This window comes from Hyalangium sp. (assembly GCF_035629615.1).
Taxonomy (GTDB): Bacteria; Myxococcota; Myxococcia; order Myxococcales; family Myxococcaceae; genus Hyalangium.
The window spans coordinates 1-15,530 of the sequence record NZ_DASPHO010000247.1 but is presented as its reverse complement, the minus strand read 5'-3'; the positions used below and the strand labels follow the sequence as shown (position 1 = coordinate 15,530).

General features: G+C 69.6%; 14 protein-coding genes. 10 read left to right on the top strand and 4 right to left on the bottom strand.

The window, feature by feature from the left end; translation table 11 throughout:
- Positions 1-2,802, bottom strand: a 2,802-nt coding sequence (locus tag VD972_RS12440; protein ID WP_324985796.1) for an SNF2-related protein, incomplete at its 3' end; no start/stop codon positions are given.
- A 144-nt stretch (positions 2,803-2,946) separates the two neighbouring features.
- Between VD972_RS12440 and VD972_RS12435 the strand changes: the two genes are divergently transcribed.
- From VD972_RS12435 to VD972_RS12395, 9 genes are all read left to right on the top strand, one after another.
- Positions 2,947-3,933 carry a D-glycerate dehydrogenase gene (locus tag VD972_RS12435; RefSeq protein ID WP_324985793.1) on the top strand — a complete coding sequence of 329 codons (987 nt, stop codon included), beginning with the start codon at positions 2,947-2,949 and terminating at the stop codon, positions 3,931-3,933.
- Complete coding sequence (locus VD972_RS12430) at positions 3,930-4,466, top strand: adenine phosphoribosyltransferase (RefSeq protein ID WP_324985790.1); 537 nt, start codon at positions 3,930-3,932, stop codon at positions 4,464-4,466. Before VD972_RS12435 ends, VD972_RS12430 begins: the two co-directional genes overlap by 4 nt.
- An 84-nt stretch (positions 4,467-4,550) precedes the next feature.
- Positions 4,551-5,159, top strand: coding sequence for a TetR/AcrR family transcriptional regulator (locus tag VD972_RS12425; RefSeq protein ID WP_324985787.1), 609 nt, complete (start codon positions 4,551-4,553; stop codon positions 5,157-5,159).
- Positions 5,156-5,419 carry a hypothetical protein gene (locus tag VD972_RS12420; RefSeq protein ID WP_324985784.1) on the top strand — a complete coding sequence of 88 codons (264 nt, stop codon included), beginning with the start codon at positions 5,156-5,158 and terminating at the stop codon, positions 5,417-5,419. Before VD972_RS12425 ends, VD972_RS12420 begins: the two co-directional genes overlap by 4 nt.
- Positions 5,416-5,910, top strand: coding sequence for a pantetheine-phosphate adenylyltransferase (gene coaD / locus VD972_RS12415; protein WP_324985781.1), 495 nt, complete (start codon positions 5,416-5,418; stop codon positions 5,908-5,910). The genes VD972_RS12420 and coaD overlap by 4 nt, the downstream gene beginning before the upstream one ends.
- Complete coding sequence (locus tag VD972_RS12410; RefSeq protein ID WP_324985778.1) at positions 5,907-6,653, top strand: MBL fold metallo-hydrolase; 747 nt, start codon at positions 5,907-5,909, stop codon at positions 6,651-6,653. Before coaD ends, VD972_RS12410 begins: the two co-directional genes overlap by 4 nt.
- Positions 6,654-6,811: 158 nt before the next feature.
- Positions 6,812-7,753 carry an ABC transporter ATP-binding protein gene (locus tag VD972_RS12405; RefSeq protein ID WP_324985775.1) on the top strand — a complete coding sequence of 314 codons (942 nt, stop codon included), beginning with the start codon at positions 6,812-6,814 and terminating at the stop codon, positions 7,751-7,753.
- Positions 7,750-8,784, top strand: coding sequence for an ABC transporter permease (locus VD972_RS12400; protein ID WP_324985772.1), 1,035 nt, complete (start codon positions 7,750-7,752; stop codon positions 8,782-8,784). The genes VD972_RS12405 and VD972_RS12400 overlap by 4 nt, the downstream gene beginning before the upstream one ends.
- Before the next feature lie 46 nt (positions 8,785-8,830).
- Complete coding sequence (locus VD972_RS12395; protein WP_324985769.1) at positions 8,831-10,435, top strand: bifunctional UDP-sugar hydrolase/5'-nucleotidase; 1,605 nt, start codon at positions 8,831-8,833, stop codon at positions 10,433-10,435.
- Between the two features lie 38 nt (positions 10,436-10,473).
- Here VD972_RS12395 and VD972_RS12390 read toward each other — a convergent pair whose 3' ends face one another.
- The 3 genes from VD972_RS12390 to VD972_RS12380 are packed head-to-tail and all read right to left on the bottom strand — an operon-like array spanning position 10,474 to position 14,054.
- The gene (locus tag VD972_RS12390; RefSeq protein ID WP_324985766.1) at positions 10,474-11,247 is read right to left on the bottom strand and encodes a YdcF family protein; all 774 of its coding nucleotides are present in this window, start codon (positions 11,245-11,247) and stop codon (positions 10,474-10,476) included.
- 36 nt (positions 11,248-11,283) lie between these two features.
- Positions 11,284-13,161: a protein kinase domain-containing protein gene (locus VD972_RS12385; RefSeq protein WP_324985763.1), complete on the bottom strand. Its 1,878-nt coding sequence runs from the start codon at positions 13,159-13,161 to the stop codon at positions 11,284-11,286.
- Positions 13,162-13,208: 47 nt separating this feature from the next.
- Positions 13,209-14,054, bottom strand: coding sequence for an NAD(+)/NADH kinase (locus VD972_RS12380; protein ID WP_324985760.1), 846 nt, complete (start codon positions 14,052-14,054; stop codon positions 13,209-13,211).
- Positions 14,055-14,128: 74 nt separating this feature from the next.
- Between VD972_RS12380 and VD972_RS12375 the strand changes: the two genes are divergently transcribed.
- Positions 14,129-15,448, top strand: a complete 1,320-nt coding sequence (locus tag VD972_RS12375; RefSeq protein ID WP_324985758.1) for a replication-associated recombination protein A — start codon at positions 14,129-14,131, stop codon at positions 15,446-15,448.
- Positions 15,449-15,530: the final 82 nt, after the last annotated feature.

Below are 15,530 nucleotides of genomic sequence, written 5' to 3'. Positions count from 1 at the left end.
CACCAGATCGTCCACGAGCTGGCCGAAGCGCTCCAGCTTGGCGCTGGCGGGCAGCAGCGTGTTGGGCGGCAGCTTCAGCAGGCGCGGATCGCAGCACACCTGCCGCAGCCGCATCAGCGCGGCCAGGATGGACACGCGGCTGCGCTTGAAGCCCAGCTTCTCGATGCTCTCGTGCACCTTGCGGCGGCTCTCCTCGAGCACCTCGCGGTAGAGCGCGGCCTGCCCCGGCTCCATCTCGCACCAGGCGACGCTCTCCGTCTTGGGCGGCAGATCGCTGGCCACCTCCGTCTTCAGGCGCCGCATGATGAAGGGCTGGATGCGGCGGCGGAGCCTGTCCCGCACGCCGATGTCGTTGGCCACCTGGATGGGCTGCTCGTAGCGGTCGCTGAAGCCCTCCGCGCTGCCGAGGAAGCCCGGCATGAGGAAGTCAAAGAGGCTCCACAGCTCGCTCAGGCGGTTCTCCAGCGGCGTGCCCGTGAGGGCCAGGCGCGTCTCGCTGGGCAGCGACTTGCAGGCCTGCGCGGTGGCGCTGTCCGCGTTCTTGATGTTCTGGGCCTCGTCGAGGATGACGTAGCGGAACCCGACCTCCGAGAGCTGCTCCAGATCCCTGCGCACCAGGGCGTAGGAGGTCAGCACCAGATCCACGTCCTTGAGATCCTCGGCGCGCTCCTTGCGGTCCTGGCCGTGCCACACCATGGTCTTGAGGCCCGGGGTGAAGCGCTCGGCCTCGCGCTCCCAGTTGGCGAGCACGCTGGTGGGGGCCACCACGAGCGACGGCTTGCGGCCCTCCTCGTTGTTCACCTTCTGCAGCAGGCTCAGGGACTGGATCGTCTTGCCCAGGCCCATGTCGTCCGCGAGGATGCCGGACAGGCCGTGCTTGTGCAGGAACCAGAGCCACGCGAGCCCCGCCTCCTGGTAGTGGCGCAGCGTGGCGTGGAGCCCCTCGGGGATGGCCACCTTGGGCACGCCGTTGGTGTCGCGCAGGGCGAGCATCGCCTGGCGTGCCTTGGCCTCCACCTCGGTGAACTCGCCCAGATCCGCGAGCACATCCAGCGCCACCGCCTGGTGCAGCGGCAGCCGCGTGCGTGTGCGGCCAGGCATGGCGCCCACTTCCTCGAGGATGTCCGCCACGCGCTTGAGCTCGGCGGGATCCGCCTCCGCGAAGGAGCCGTCCTTCAGCGGCACGAAGCGCCGGCCCGACTCCAGCCACATGCGCACCGCGCCCAGGTCCACCGCCTGATCATCGGTGACGAACTCGGCGTCGAGGTCGAACCAGTTGACCCCGCTCATCCCCACACGGATGCGCGGCTTGAGCTTCGCGCGCAGGCGCACCTTGGGGGCCTGGACGCCGAAGCGCTCCCACGCCTCCGGCAGCGCGGAGAGCCCGCGCGCCCAGAACTCCAGCGCCACGTCCCCGCTGGCCTCGTAGGCATGGCTCTGCCCGTCGTAGCGCAGGCCCTGCTCCGTGAGCTGCTTGCCCGCCGCGCGCTCCAACTCCTCGCGGCGCCGGTAGAGCTTGCGGCTCTCGTTGCCCACGCCGCTGGCATAGCCCAGGTGGGTGGCCGAGGGAGACACCGGCACCGTCGTCTGCCCGTAGCGGGCCGCGAGCAGGGCCTTCACGCGATCCGGGGTGCCCTCCAGCGTCAGCACGAAGTGCGGCTCGGCGGACTCGTCCACGTCGAGGTTGTCCGCCTTGAGCACCATGCGGAAGCGGGGCAGGTGCGCGGCGAAGAACGTCAGCACGCGATCGAGCTGGGGCACCGGGAAGGACATGGTCGGCTCGAGCAGCCACTTGCGCAGCAGCCGAGGAGGGAAGTCCGGCTCCACCGGGTGCAGCATCTGCGCCTGGATGGCCCAGGTGCGCCGGCCTGCCAGAAGGATCACGTCCTTGAGGGCCAGGCCTACCCCATCCGGGAAGAGCAGCTCGATACGCGCGGTGGCGCCGTCCGGCCGGGACTCCAGGTGGATCTGCGGGCGCACCGGTTCTTCCGAGAAGATGAGCTGCGTGCCGCGGTAGATGACTCGGCGCTGGCGCAGCAGATCGAGGACCTCCGCGAGATCCTCGTCCGACATCACGATGCGCGAGTCATACCGGTGCTCGTGCTTGGCGAGCACGAGGAAGACGCGCTCGTCGGCCGGGGCGATGCGCGCACCCGCCTGGAGCAGGCGCTTGACGTGCACGGGGCCCTTCATCTGGGCGTCCTGGCGGCGCACATCCAGCACCCAGTGGCGGCCGCCCGGGCCCGTGGTGGAGGGCGCCAGCCGATAGAGGAACTCGTAGTCCGGCTGCGAGGAGAGCCCCAGCCAGCTCTCCACCTTGGCCAGCGCCGGCAGACTCACCGCATCGGCCGCGGGAGGGAGATCCGGGACGGAGATCTCCTCCTCCTCGGCCCCTTCAGGCTCAGCGGGCCCCACCTCGCTCGGAGGAGCGGCGGGAGCAGCGGGCACCGGGCGGGCGGCAGACGCGGGAGGCGGTGGCGGACGGAACCGGGCGGCGTAGATGAGCGCCGCAGCCACCACGTGCTTGCAGTGGGGCCCATAGGTATTCCAGGAGGGACAGGAGCAGGTCGAAGTGAGCTTGCCGTCCTTGGGCTCCAGGGCTACCTCGTAGCGCTCGCCGGACGAGCCTGCGACCTGAGCGCGGATGCGGTCTCCCTCGCGGTGCAGGCCGAAGACGCGACGTGTCTCCGCGTACTCGCGGCCCTTCTTGAAGGTGGTGGGCTGGACTTCGGCCTTGAGGGCGCGCAGCCACTGGCCGTCCTGCGGTGGAAGAGTCTCTCGGGTGTCGACGGTGGATTGCACGGGTAGCAAAGGCCCCAGGCGAGGGGAACCACCTCGCATACCACAGAGATGGCTCGCCGCGTGGACGGGAATACGAGACCCGTTCAGCCGGCAGCAGACCGCTCCCCCAGAAGGCTCGCGGCTGTGAGAGCATCAACGTCTGCCATGGCGCCTCCCGTCCGCCCCCGCGTCCTCGTCACCCGCCAGCTCCCTGGAGAGGCCCTCGACCGGCTGGGCAGGCACGTGGAGCTGCGAGTCTGGGAGGACGAGCTGCCTCCCCCTCGGGAGGCGCTCCTGGAGCTCGTGCGCGGCATGGACGGGCTCATCACCCTGCTCACCGACCGGGTAGACGCGCCCCTGCTCGCCTCCGCCCCCTCCTTGCGAGCGGTCAGCAACGTGGCGGTGGGGTACGACAACATTGATGTACCGGCATGTACGGCCCGCCGTATCCCCGTGGGCAACACGCCGGGCGTCCTGACGGAGACGACGGCCGACTTCGCCTTCGCGATGCTCATGGGCCTGGCGCGCCGCGTGGCGGAAGCGGATGCGTATGTGCGAGCAGGCCGGTGGCGCACGTGGTCCCCCACCTTGCTGCTGGGGGCGGATGTCCACGGAGCCACGCTCGGGCTCGTGGGCTTGGGGCAGATCGGTGCCGCGATGGCCCGGCGCGCCCGCGGCTTCGGGATGCGCGTGCTCTACGTCAACCGGCACCCTCGTCCGGAGCTGGAGGCCGAGCTGGGGCTGCAGCGCGTGGACAAGGCCACCCTGCTTGCCGAGTCGGACTTCGTCAGCCTCCACGTGCCGCTCACACCGGAGACACGCCACTGGCTGGGGCGCGCCGAGCTCGTGTCGATGAAGCGCGGCGCGATGCTCATCAACACCGCGCGTGGCCCCGTGGTCGACCCGGCCGCGCTCGCCGAGGCGCTCGCCCAAGGGCACCTGGGCGGCGCGGCGCTCGACGTCACGGATCCCGAGCCCCTGCCCCTGGACAGCCCGCTGCTCCAGGTGCCCAACCTCCTCATCGCGCCGCACATCGCGAGCGCGAGCCATGCCACCCGCGGCCGCATGGCCTCCATGGCCGCGGACAACCTCCTCGCCGCGCTGGAAGGGCGCCGCCCTCCCCACTGTGTCAACCCGGAGCTGTTCCTATGAGTGCCGATCTCTCCCTCGCCCATGACGTCAAGGCGCGCCTGCGCGACGTGCAGGACTTCCCCCGCCCAGGCATCGTCTTCAAGGACATCACCCCACTGCTGGCGGACCCGGTCCTCTTTGGCCGCGTCATCAACGCCATGGCGGCGCCCTTCCGAGGCCAGCACGTCACCAAGGTCATCGGGGTGGAGGCCCGTGGCTTCATCCTCGGCGCGCCGGTGGCGCTCGCGCTCAACGCGGGCTTCGTCCCCGCGCGCAAGCCCGGGAAGCTGCCCCACCGCACCGTCATCGAGCGCTACGCTCTGGAGTACGGCTCGGACGGACTGGAGCTGCACCATGACGCCATTCTCAAGGGTGAGCGGGTGATCATCGTGGACGACGTGCTGGCCACCGGCGGCACCGCCGAGGCCACCGCGAAGCTCACCTCGCAGCTCGGCGGCGAGCTGGTGGGCTTCAGCTTCCTCATGGTGCTCGGCTTCCTCGACGGTGCGAAGCGCCTGGGCGCCGACCGCGTACACACCGTCATCACCCTGTAGGCGCTGCTCGCCTCCCGCGGACGTTGACACCCGTGCCCTGGGTGTCTATAAATTGGTTATACAACCAATAAACAAGGGATCGTCATGGGCCGTCCATCCAACACCGAGGAGCGCCGCCAGCAGATCGCTGCCGGGCTGCTTCAGGTCATGGCCGAGCGCGGCTACGAGGGCGCCTCGGTGGCGGCGATCGCCAAGGCAGCGGGGCTGAGCCCCGGGCTGGTGCACTACCACTTCAAGGACAAGCAGGAGATCCTCCTGATGCTGGCGGAGCAGCTCGCGGCGCGCGTGCATGAGCGCGTGACGGCGCGGCTGGCGCGGGTGAAGGAAGGCGACGCGCGGGCCCGGGTGGAGGCGTTCCTGGATGCCTTCCTGGCGACGGGGGCGGACGCGGATCCCGCCTCGGTGGCGAGCTGGGTCACCATCAGCGCCGAGGCCATCCGGCAGCCCGAGGTGCGCGCCATCTACGAGAAGGTGGTGCGAACGGACATCCAGCACCTGGAGGCGCTGGTGGGCGCGGTGACGGGGAAGCGGCGGGCGCGCACGGCAGCCGCCGGGCTCTTCGCGGCCATCCAGGGCTACTTCGTCCTCGCCGCATCCGTGCCGGGGGTGGTGCCACCGGGCTCGGCGGCGAGCACCGTGAAGCGCATGGCCGCGGGGCTGCTCGACACGGCGCAGCCCTCGGAGGAGCCATGAAGACCTCGACGAAGATCGGCCTGCTGTCGAGCCTCTACCTCTCGCAGGGGCTGCCCTTCGGCTTCTTCACTCAAGCGCTGCCCGTCATCGCCACCGGCGCAGCGGCGGCCGTGAGCGGCTTCTCGGCGCAGGCGCTCGGCTACTCGAGGCACTTCCTCCTCTCCGCCGCGGTGTGTGCGGTGGGGACGGCCTACGTGCTGTTCACCTTTCATCCGCCCCGGACGCTCGCGCTCCGAGGGACTCCGGAGGTGTCGTCATGACCATCGCCGTGTATGCCGGCAGCTTCGACCCCGTCACCGCCGGCCACCTCTCCGTCATCCGCCAGGCCGCGCGCCTCTTCGGGCATGTCGTCGTGGTGGTGGCCATTCATCCCAACAAGCGCACCCTGCTCAGCGTGACCGAGCGCGTGGAGCTGCTGCGCGAGGCGGTAGCCCTGCACCCCAACGTCAGCGTGGCCAGCACGGAGGGGCTCGTCGTGGACTACGCACGGGCCATCGGTGCCAGTGTGCTGCTGCGCGGGGTGCGCGGCGCCACGGATGCCCAGTTCGAGACGGAGCTGGCGCAGACCAACCGGGCCCTGGCGCCGGACCTCGCCACCCTCTTCCTTCCGGCCGAGGCGCACCTGGCGGAGGTGAGCAGCAGCGCCCTTAAGGAGCGGCTGGCGCGCGGAGAGGACGTCTCGGCCTTCTGTCCAGCCTCCGTCACTGCCAAGCTGCGCCAGCGTCTCCTCGAGCCCCGGAGCCCGTCATGAGCCTCTCTTTCACCCCCCTCGGCGTTGGCGATGCCTTCTCCGCGCTGCGCTACTCCTCGTGCCTCGCCGTGGAGGCCGAGGGCCAGGTGCTGCTCATCGACTGTCCCCACCCCATCCGCAAGATGATGCGCGAGGCCTCCGCGTCCTCCGGCGTGCCCTTGGATGTAGACCGCGTGGCGGGCGTCGCCCTCACGCACCTGCACGCCGACCACAGCTCGGGCCTGGAGGGACTGGGCTACTTCTCCTTCTTCCTGCTGCACCGGAAGATGCCCCTGCTCACCCATGCGGACGTGGCACGGAGGCTGTGGGAGGGGCACCTCGCCGCTGGCATGGAGTGTCTGATCGAGAAGCAAGGCGAAGCCCCTCAGCCCAAGCACTTCGAGGACTACTTCACCCACACGCCACTCTCGACCGAGGCCCCCGTGAGCTTCGGCCCCTTCTCCATCGAGTGCCGGTTCACCTACCACCACCTGCCCACGACGGCCCTGCGCATCAAGGCCGGTGGGAGGTGCCTGGGCTACAGCGCGGACACCTCCTTCGACGAAGGGCTCATCGCCTGGCTGTCCGAGGCCGACCTCGTGGTGCACGAGACGAACTACGGCGTTCACACGCCTTACGCGAAGCTCGCCGCGCTCCCCGCCGAGCTGCGCGCCCGGATGCGGCTCATCCACTACCCGGACGACTTCGACCTCGAGGCGAGCGTCATCGAGCCGCTCGCGCAGGGCCGCCGCTACACGGTGTGAGCAGATCGATCCTCCTGTGAGCGCTGTCCCACCCAGGGGGTATGGCGCAGCGCTCCAATCCCCATCGCGCGGAGCGCCACCTCACGGTATGACGGGCCCCCCCGGTCCTCTCGGGGAGAATTGGGAGACCTCGCCCGGTGCAGCCCTTGCCCAGTCCCGTGCCTTCCTCGCCTCCGCTCGCCATCGAGGTGCGGGGGCTCGTCAAACGCTTCGAGGATGTCGTGGCCATCGCCGGCACCGACTTCGAGGTGCCCGTAGGCCAGTGCGTGGGGCTGCTCGGCCCCAATGGCGCCGGCAAGACGACCACCGTCGAGATCCTGGAGGGCCTGCAGCACGCCACCTCCGGCGAGGTGCGGCTGCTGGGGCTGCGCTGGGACAAGAACGCGGCGGAGCTCCGCGAGCGCATCGGCATCGCACTCCAGGAAACCCGCTTCCATGACAAGCTCTCCGTGGAGGAGACCGTGCGCCTCTTCCGCTCGTTCTACCGGCGGGGCTTGTCCGTCGAGGAAGCCATCGCCCTCGTCAAGCTGGAAGAGAAGCGCGGCGCCTATGTGGTGAAGCTCTCCGGCGGGCAGCGGCAGCGGCTGGCGCTCGCGGTGGCGCTCGCGGCGGACCCGGAGATCCTCTTCCTCGACGAGCCCACCACGGGCCTGGATCCGCAGTCGCGGCGGGCCCTGTGGGACGTCATCGACGGCCTCAAGGGCAAGGGCCGCACCGTCGTCCTCACCACCCACTACATGGAAGAGGCCCAGGTGCTCTGCGACCAGGTGATCATCATGGATCACGGCCGCATCGTGGCCCGAGGCACCCCGGCTCAGCTCATCGCCTCCATCGGCGGCGAGCAGGTGATCGAGTTCGCCACCACCCCCTCCCTCCCGGCCGAGGCCTTCGCGGACGTCCCGACGCTCGTGGCAGCGCGGCCCCGAGGCGACGGACACACCCTGTCCGTCAAGGAGCTGCACCGGGCGCTGCCGGGGGTCCTCTCGATCGTGACGGCGCGCGGCGCCAACCTGGTCCACCTCTCCACCCGTCAGGCCACGCTCGATGACGTGTTCCTGGCCTTCACGGGCCGCAGCCTGCGCGAGGACAGCTCGTCATGAACACTCAGCACCCACTGTGGCAGCTCGTGCTCTTCCGCATGCGCGGGTTCCTGCGCGAGCCCGCCGCGCTCTTCTGGGTCTTCATCTTCCCGCTGCTCACCGCCCTGGCGCTGGGAGTTGCCTTCCGCGATCGCGCGCTCCCCGAGCTCGCCGTGGCCGTGGTGGACGGACCGGATGCGGATCGGCTCGCCCCCTCGCTGGAGGCGGTGGAGGGGCTGACTGCGCAGCGGATGTCCGAGGCCGCGGGCCGCGACGCGCTGCGCCGCAGCAAGGTGGCCCTGGTGCTGATCCCCGGTCCCCAGCCCGAGCTGATCGTGGATCCCACGCAGGCGGACGGACGCACCGCTCGGCTGATGGTGGTGGACAACCTCGAGCGGCTGCAGGGCCGCGTGGATCGCGTGGTGGTCCAGAACCGGCAGGTGACGGCGCCGGGCTCGCGCTACATCGACTTCCTCATCCCCGGGCTGCTCGGCTTCGGGCTGATGTCCTCCAGCCTCTGGGGACTGGGCTGGGCGCTGGTGCAGATGCGCACGGGAAAGCTGCTCAAGCGGCTCGTCGCCACACCCATGAAGCGCAGCCACTTCCTGTTCTCCTTCATGCTCGGCCGCACGGTGCTCGCCCTGGCGGAGATCCTCTTCTTCGTCGCCTTCGCGCGGGTGCTCTTCGACGTCCACATGTTCGGCAGCCTCCTGTCCTTCACGCTCCTGGGGCTCTGCGGATCGACGGCTTTTGGCGGGCTCTCTCTCCTCGTCGTCAGCCGGGCAGGCAACGCGGAGACGGCCAGCGGGCTGATGAACCTCGTCAGCATGCCGATGATGGTGCTCTCCGGCGTGTTCTTCTCCGCGTCCAACTTCCCAGGCTGGCTCCAGCCCTTCATCCAGGCCCTGCCCCTCACCGCCCTGAATGACGGGCTGCGCGCCATCATGCTGGACGGCACACCCCTGCTCGCCCTCTGGCCTCAGGTGCTCGTCCTGGGCGTTTGGGGGCTCATTCCGTTCCTGATCGCGGTACGCTACTTCAAGTGGATGTAGCGCGGTCCCCGGGAGGGTAAGGTCCGCGACCTTGGAGGTGACATCCGTGAACGCCGTGCGTCGCCCTCTCGCCCGCTGGCCGTCGCTGGCGCTGGCCTTGGTCCTCGGGCTGGGCTGCAGCCCCTTCGCGCAGACCCAGGCCACTCCGGAGACCGTTCGCATCAACCTGCTCCACCTCAATGACGTGTACCAGTTCACCCCCATGGAGCAGGGGCGCGTCGGCGGGCTGGCCCGCGTTGCCACGCTGCGCAAGCGGCTCCTCCCGGAAGCCCCTCACACGCTGACGCTCTTCGCCGGGGACACCCTGGCCCCCTCGGTGGAGTCGATCAGCGAGGTGGACGGCAAGCCGCTCCAGGGGCAGCAGATGATCGACGCCTGGAACGCCTTGGGCTTGGACTACGCCGTGCCGGGCAACCATGACTTCGACTTCGGGGACGCCGTGCTGCGTGAGCGCATCAAGGCCTCGCGCTTCCCGTGGCTCGCCGCGAACATCTTCGACAACCACACGGGCCGTCCCTTCGAGGGCGTGCTGCCCTACATGCTCCTCCAGCTCAGCGGCGTGAAGGTGGGGCTGTTCGGCCTGCTGCTGCCGGAGACGGAGGTGTCCTCCAGCGTCTCCCAGGACACGAACATCCGGGACATCTGCTCGACGGCCAGGCCCATTGTCTCGCGGCTGCGCTCGCAGGGCGCCACTGTCATCATCGCGCTCACCCACCTGGAGCTGTCGCAGGACCGGGAGCTGGCCCGCTGCGCCCCCGTGGACGTCATCATCGGCGGCCACGAGCACGAGCGCATCGAGGACCGCTCCACGGGCGTCCCCATCTTCAAGGTCACGGCGGATGCCGTGGAGCTGGGCCAGGTCACGCTGGAGGTGGATGGACGGACGGGCACGGTGCGGAAGATCGGCTGGAAGGTGCACCCCGTGACCAAGGCCGTCCCCGAGGATCCGACCTTCGTTGCGTCCATGAAGAAGTACGGCCCGCTCATCGCCGAGCTCTCCGAGCCCGTGGGACACACCCCCGTCCAGCTCGACGCGCGCAAGACGGCCGTCCGCAGCCAGGAGACGAACCTGGGCTCGCTCGTGGCCGATGCGCTGCGCCAGTCCGCCGGCACCGACATCGCCCTCGTCAATGGCGGCGCGCTCCGCGGCGACACCCGCTTCCCCGCCGGAGAGCTCACCCGGCGCGAGATGCTCTCCATCTTCCCTTACCGGGATCAGCTCGTCCGGCTGCAGGTGACGGGAACCATCCTGCAGGCCGCGCTAGAGAACGCCGTGAGCAAGAGCGCGGAGGACCCGGAGCCTGGGCGCTTCCTCCAGGTCTCCGGCTTGCGCTTCGCCTTCGATCCAAGCCGTCCCAAGGGCCAGCGGGTCCTCTGCGTCACGGTGGCGGGCAAGCCCCTGTCTCCGACGGCGACGTACAGCCTGGCCACCTTCAGCTTCCTCGCGGGCGGCAAGGACGGCTACGAGATGTTCCGCAACCTCCCTGCTACGCCCGCACTGCAAGAGGGCCGTACGCCGAGAGACGTGCTGAGCGATGCGCTCCGCAGCGGCAAGCCACCGCCCATGCAGAAGGGCGACGGGCGCATCCAGCGCCTCCAGAGCGCCAGCCCCCATGGCGGAGAGTGCGCCCCCGCCTCCGCCACACTGTGAGCGCTTGGTGAGCCTGGGAGCGAACAGGCCCACGCTCCCTAGGGAGCGGCCGTCCATCCTCGCAGCCGGTACACCGCCCGGCCTGCCAACTCCCGCAGGGCGTCCGAGCTTGCGCTGAGGTGATAGCCCCTCGGGAGCCAGCTCGACGTCCGCTTCCCAGGTGGAGCCCTCACGTCCGCCACGAACGTGTCTGGCCGGAGCCCCACCGCCACGAAGCACCCGTACGCTCGAGGCAGGTGCGCCGCGCTCGTCACCAGCAGCAGCGTCTTCCATCCCTGTTGCTGGATGAGCTTCTCCGACTCCAGCGCGTTCTCCCGCGTGTTGCGGCTCTTCCCTTCGGTGAAGATGCGCCCGGGCTCGATCCCCCACATCTGCAGCTGCCGCGAGAGCACGTCCGCTTCGATGACCGCCTCCGGCCGAGGATCCAACGAGCCCCCGGAGATAAGGATGTTGCGCGCGCGCCCCTCCCGCAGCAGCTCGTAGCCGCGCAGGATGCGATCTCCCGCCGCGTTGTACTCGGGCCGGCCCGACGTCTCGGTCGCGTCCGGATCCAGCCCGCCGCCCAGGACGATGACTGCGTCGTAGACCACCTCTGGCCGGTACGTCGGCTGCACTCCGGCCTCCGTCCACCGCATGAGCGCCCCGGCCACCGGCTCGATGGAGAAGAGGTAGAGCACCGCCAGCCCCAGCACTTGCAGCCCCATCGCCAGCCGCGTCCGCCGACGCAGGATCATCCCCGCGACGACGAACAGCATTGCCCACGTCAGCGGGCCGAGGAACAAGTCCAGGATCTTGGAGAGGACGAGGAACATGGAGACGAGGAAGCCCGCCGTGAGGCGGCTCGAGAGCTACTTGCCTGCCTGGTGACGCTGATTTCGGATATAGGCCCGTGCCGCGTTGGCGCCCTCGCCGCGCGGCTCGAGCTCCAGGAAGCGCGCGTAGTACTCCAGCGCCTCCTCCGTATTCCCTAGCGCTGCGGAGACCTCCCCCAGACGGCGGAAGCACCGAGCCGACTTCGCATCATGTGCGAGGCACTGCCAGAACAGCTCCTTGGCATTCTCGAGCTGTCCCTTGGCCAGCTGCTTCACTCCCTGCTTGTACTTCGCGGTGGCGACCTCGGGGGAGGGCTTGGTCGCGGCGGTGACCTTCAGACGCGCTCCTCCGCTGGCCCGCGCCCCCGTCGGGGGATTGGACTGCGGCGCACCCGTCGGCGCCTTGGGCTGGGGTGGGTCCTCCTCCTCCTCCTGCTCGGCATCGGCACGCTCCGGCGCGGCGACCTCCACCTCCTCCAGCTCCGCCTCCACCTTCCCGGTCAGCGTGCCCACCGCGAACGAGCGCCGCCACTGCTTCCAGCCTACGAGGGTAAGCTCCACCATGTGGAGCGCATCCGGGGTGATGTCCTCCACCACCAGCGGCGTCGCCCCGAGGATCTTTCCATTGATGCGCACCTGAGCGCCGGGCGGCTCGGAGTGGATCTCCACGGGCTTCGGCCCGCGCAGCGTCAGGGCGGCCAGCACCAGGCCCACGGCCGTGAGGGCCAGGCCCAGCGCCCACCCCAGAGCCCGTCCTCCCCTGCCGGAGCCCTCCTCGAGCTCCATCTCTGCCTCGGTCTCCCTCCTCTTCGAGGCACGCGCTCTTCGCGGGCCACTCAGGGGGTTGGGCGTCTCGGGCTGGGTCTCCTCCGCCGAGGCCGGGCTCCTCTGCCCGGACTCGATGGGTGCCCCGCACCACAGCACAACCTGGTCCAGGAACTCCCGCGGCAGGACGGGCGGCCTCCCCAGTGCCTTCAGCTCCTGCCCATGCAGCCACCCCATCAGGTGCTTCAGGGTGGTCACCGTGAAGAGCGGCGCCCGCGTGGCCAGCCACCGGGAGAGCGCCTGCTGGAGGTCCTCCGCGCTCTGGAAGCGCGCCCCTCGCGAGGTGGCCAGCGCGCGCATGACGATCTGGCCGAGCATTCCATCCAGCTCGGGGTTGAGGTGGAGCACCGGCGTCACCTCGCCGCGGACGATGCGATCCAGGACCTCGAAGTCACGGCCCTCGAAGGGCAGGCGGCCACAGAGCATCCGGTAGAGCAGCACCCCCACCGCATACACATCCGAGCGCGCATCCAGATCGTCCTGCCCCTGCGCCTGCTCGGGTGAGAAGTAGAGGTACTTGCCCTTCACCATGCCCGCGTCGGTGATGGGCCGCCCCGCCAGCTGCACCTTGGCGATGCCAAAGTCCGTGAGCTTCACCTCGCCGCCGTAGCTGACGAGGACATTGTCGGGCGAGACGTCCCGGTGGACGAGCCCCAGCAGGTGCCCCTGCTCATCGGTGCGCGCGTGGGCATGGTGCAGCCCCTTGCAGATCTCGATGGCGATGCTCGCCGCGAGCGGCTGCGGCAGGTTCTGCATCCCCAGCGCCTGGGCCCGCTTGAGCACCGTTGACAGCGGCTGGCCGTCCACCAGCTCCATGGCCAGGTAGTACTCGCCGTTGACCTGTCCGAAGTCGAAGACCTGGACGATGTTGCCGTGGCTCAGCCCCACGGAGATTCGCGCCTCGTGGACGAACATCTCCATGATGGTGGGATTCTCCGCGTACTCGGGCAGCACGCGCTTGATGACCACGGGCTTGGTGATGCCTGGGGCCACCGTGTAGCGCGCGCGATAGACGTTCGCCATGCCACCAGCGCCCAGGCGCTCGAGCAGCTCATACTTTCCGAAGGGGGTAGCCTTGTCCTCACTCACGCCGCAGGCACCATATCAGCCACGGCACCGGCCCTACACGGGGGCCTTCAGCGCTCGCCCCAGTGGAGCTTCTGCCGGAGGATGGTGAAATAGGCGATATGGGGGTTGCGCACCAGGTTCACCCGGTTGGGCGAGCGCACCACCTCGATGCAGTCTCCGCCCTGCAGCGAGTGGCCCGTCTGCCCATCCAAGGTGAGGTAGGTGTCTGCCGTCTCGCTGCGCAGGGTGACGCGGATCGTTCGATCCGCGGGCACCACGATGGAGCGCTGCGTGAGCGCGTGCGAGCAGATGGGCGACAGGATGGTGCAGTCCACCGAGGGGTGGACAATGGGCCCTCCCGCCGACAGGGAGTAGGCCGTGGAGCCCGTGGGCGTCGCCAGGATCATGCCGTCCGCCTTGTAGGTGGTGATGGGCACCCCTTCGATGGACGTCTCGTGGTCCGCGATGCGCGCCAGCGCCCCCTTGTTGATGACCACGTCGTTGAGGACCTCGTCCTCCAGGACGGTCTTCCCCGCGCGCACCAGCCGGCAGGTGAGCTTCATGCGCGAGTCCACCTTGAAGCGGCCGGCGAGCACCTCGTCCAGGACGGCGAACAGCTCGTCCACCGGCACCTCGGTCATGAAGCCCAGGCTGCCCAGGTTCACCCCGAGGATGGGCACGGGCCGCCCGGACAGGAGCCGCGCCGTGTAGATGAGGGTGCCGTCCCCGCCCAGCACGACCACGAGATCCGCCCGCTGGGCCAGCTCCCGATCCTCCACCCGCGGCCAGCCCAGGGCATGAGACAGGTAGCGCTCCGCGAGCACGGTGAGGTGGGTGTAGCGCTCGCGGATCCGCACCGCCAGCTCTACGGCTGCCGGGGTGTCCCGCTTCGCGACGATGGCCAGGGTCTGCACGGTGGCGGATGGTTCTAGTCCAGGCAGGCAAGACGCGCTGGAGGAAATGAATCCAAGCGATAGGTTCCTGCCATATGGACCTCTTTGAACACGCAGGCCAGAAGGACCAGCAGGAGCAGGCCCCCCTGGCCGAGCGCATGCGCCCCACCACCCTGGCGGAGTTCGTCGGGCAGGAGCACCTGACGGGCGAGGGCCGCTTCCTCCGCCGGGCCATCCAGCAGGATCAGGTGCCCTCGCTCCTCCTCTGGGGCCCCCCGGGGACGGGGAAGACGACCCTGGCGCGCGTCATCGCCCACTCCACCGGCGCCTCCTTCGAGTCCCTGTCCGCCGTGCTCTCTGGCGTGAAGGACATCCGCGAGACGGTGGCCCGCGCACAGGACCGCTGGAGGATGAACCGCCAGCGCACCCTGCTCTTCATCGACGAGATCCACCGCTTCAACAAGGGGCAGCAGGACGCGCTGCTGCCCCACGTAGAGAAGGGCACGGTGACGCTGATCGGCGCCACCACGGAGAACCCCTCCTTCGAGGTGAACGCCGCGCTCCTGTCCCGCTGCCGCGTCGTCACCCTGCGCGGGCTGGAGCAAGAGGAGCTCGTCACGGTGATGCGCAAGGCCCTGGAGTCGCCCAAGGGCCTGGGGGGCAAGGTGCAGGTGGACGAAGAGGCGCTCCAGTTCATCGCCGATGCGGCGGGCGGGGACGCGCGCCGGGCCCTGACCGCGCTGGAGGTAGCGGCCGCGTACGGGGGCACGCGGGTGGACAAGAAGGCCGCCGAGGAGGCACTGCAGCAGAAGATGCTCCTCTACGACAAGGCCGGCGAGGAGCACTACAACGTCGTCAGCGCCTTCATCAAGTCCATGCGTGGCTCGGACGTGGACGCCGCGCTCTACTGGATGACCCGGATGCTGGAGGCGGGCGAGGACCCGATCTTCGTCTTCCGCCGCATGGTCATCTTCGCCTCGGAGGACATCGGCAACGCGGATCCGCGGGCGCTCGGGGTGGCGGTGGACGCGATGCAGGCCTTCCAGCTCATGGGCATGCCGGAGGGGGCGCTGCCGCTCACGCAGGCGGTGACGTACCTGGCGCTGGCGCCCAAGTCGAACGCGGTGATCACCTCCTACGGCGCGGCGCGTGCGGCCGTGACGGAAGAGGGCGCGCTGCCGGTGCCCCTGCACCTGCGCAACGCGCCCACGAAGCTGATGAAGAACCTGGGCTACGGGGGCGGCTACAAGTACCCCCACAACTTCGAGGGCAACTATGTCCCCGAGGACTACCTGCCCGAGGCGCTCAAGGCCCGGCGCTTCTACAAGCCGAGCGCCAACGGGCTGGAGCGCGAGCTGGCCGAGCGCTACGAGGCCTTCCAGCGCCAGGTCGCGGCCAAGGGCGGCAAGCCTTAAGCCACCTCTAATGGAGAGTCGCTGTCGCTGCCGTTCTTGCGCTGCTTCATGGTGCGGCCCGCCACCTCGTACTGCTTGAGCA

Excerpts from the sequence above, each read along its gene's own strand:
- VD972_RS12435 (WP_324985793.1), top strand. The coding sequence starts at position 2,947 with ATGGCGCCTCCCGTCCGCCCCCGCGTCCTCGTCACCCGCCAGCTCCCT.
- VD972_RS12430 (WP_324985790.1), top strand. The coding sequence starts at position 3,930 with ATGAGTGCCGATCTCTCCCTCGCCCATGACGTCAAGGCGCGCCTGCGC.
- VD972_RS12425 (WP_324985787.1), top strand. The coding sequence starts at position 4,551 with ATGGGCCGTCCATCCAACACCGAGGAGCGCCGCCAGCAGATCGCTGCC.
- VD972_RS12420 (WP_324985784.1), top strand. The coding sequence starts at position 5,156 with ATGAAGACCTCGACGAAGATCGGCCTGCTGTCGAGCCTCTACCTCTCG.
- coaD (WP_324985781.1), top strand. The coding sequence starts at position 5,416 with ATGACCATCGCCGTGTATGCCGGCAGCTTCGACCCCGTCACCGCCGGC.
- VD972_RS12410 (WP_324985778.1), top strand. The coding sequence starts at position 5,907 with ATGAGCCTCTCTTTCACCCCCCTCGGCGTTGGCGATGCCTTCTCCGCG.
- VD972_RS12400 (WP_324985772.1), top strand. The coding sequence starts at position 7,750 with ATGAACACTCAGCACCCACTGTGGCAGCTCGTGCTCTTCCGCATGCGC.
- VD972_RS12390 (WP_324985766.1), bottom strand. The coding sequence starts at position 11,247 with ATGTTCCTCGTCCTCTCCAAGATCCTGGACTTGTTCCTCGGCCCGCTG.
- VD972_RS12375 (WP_324985758.1), top strand. The coding sequence starts at position 14,129 with ATGGACCTCTTTGAACACGCAGGCCAGAAGGACCAGCAGGAGCAGGCC.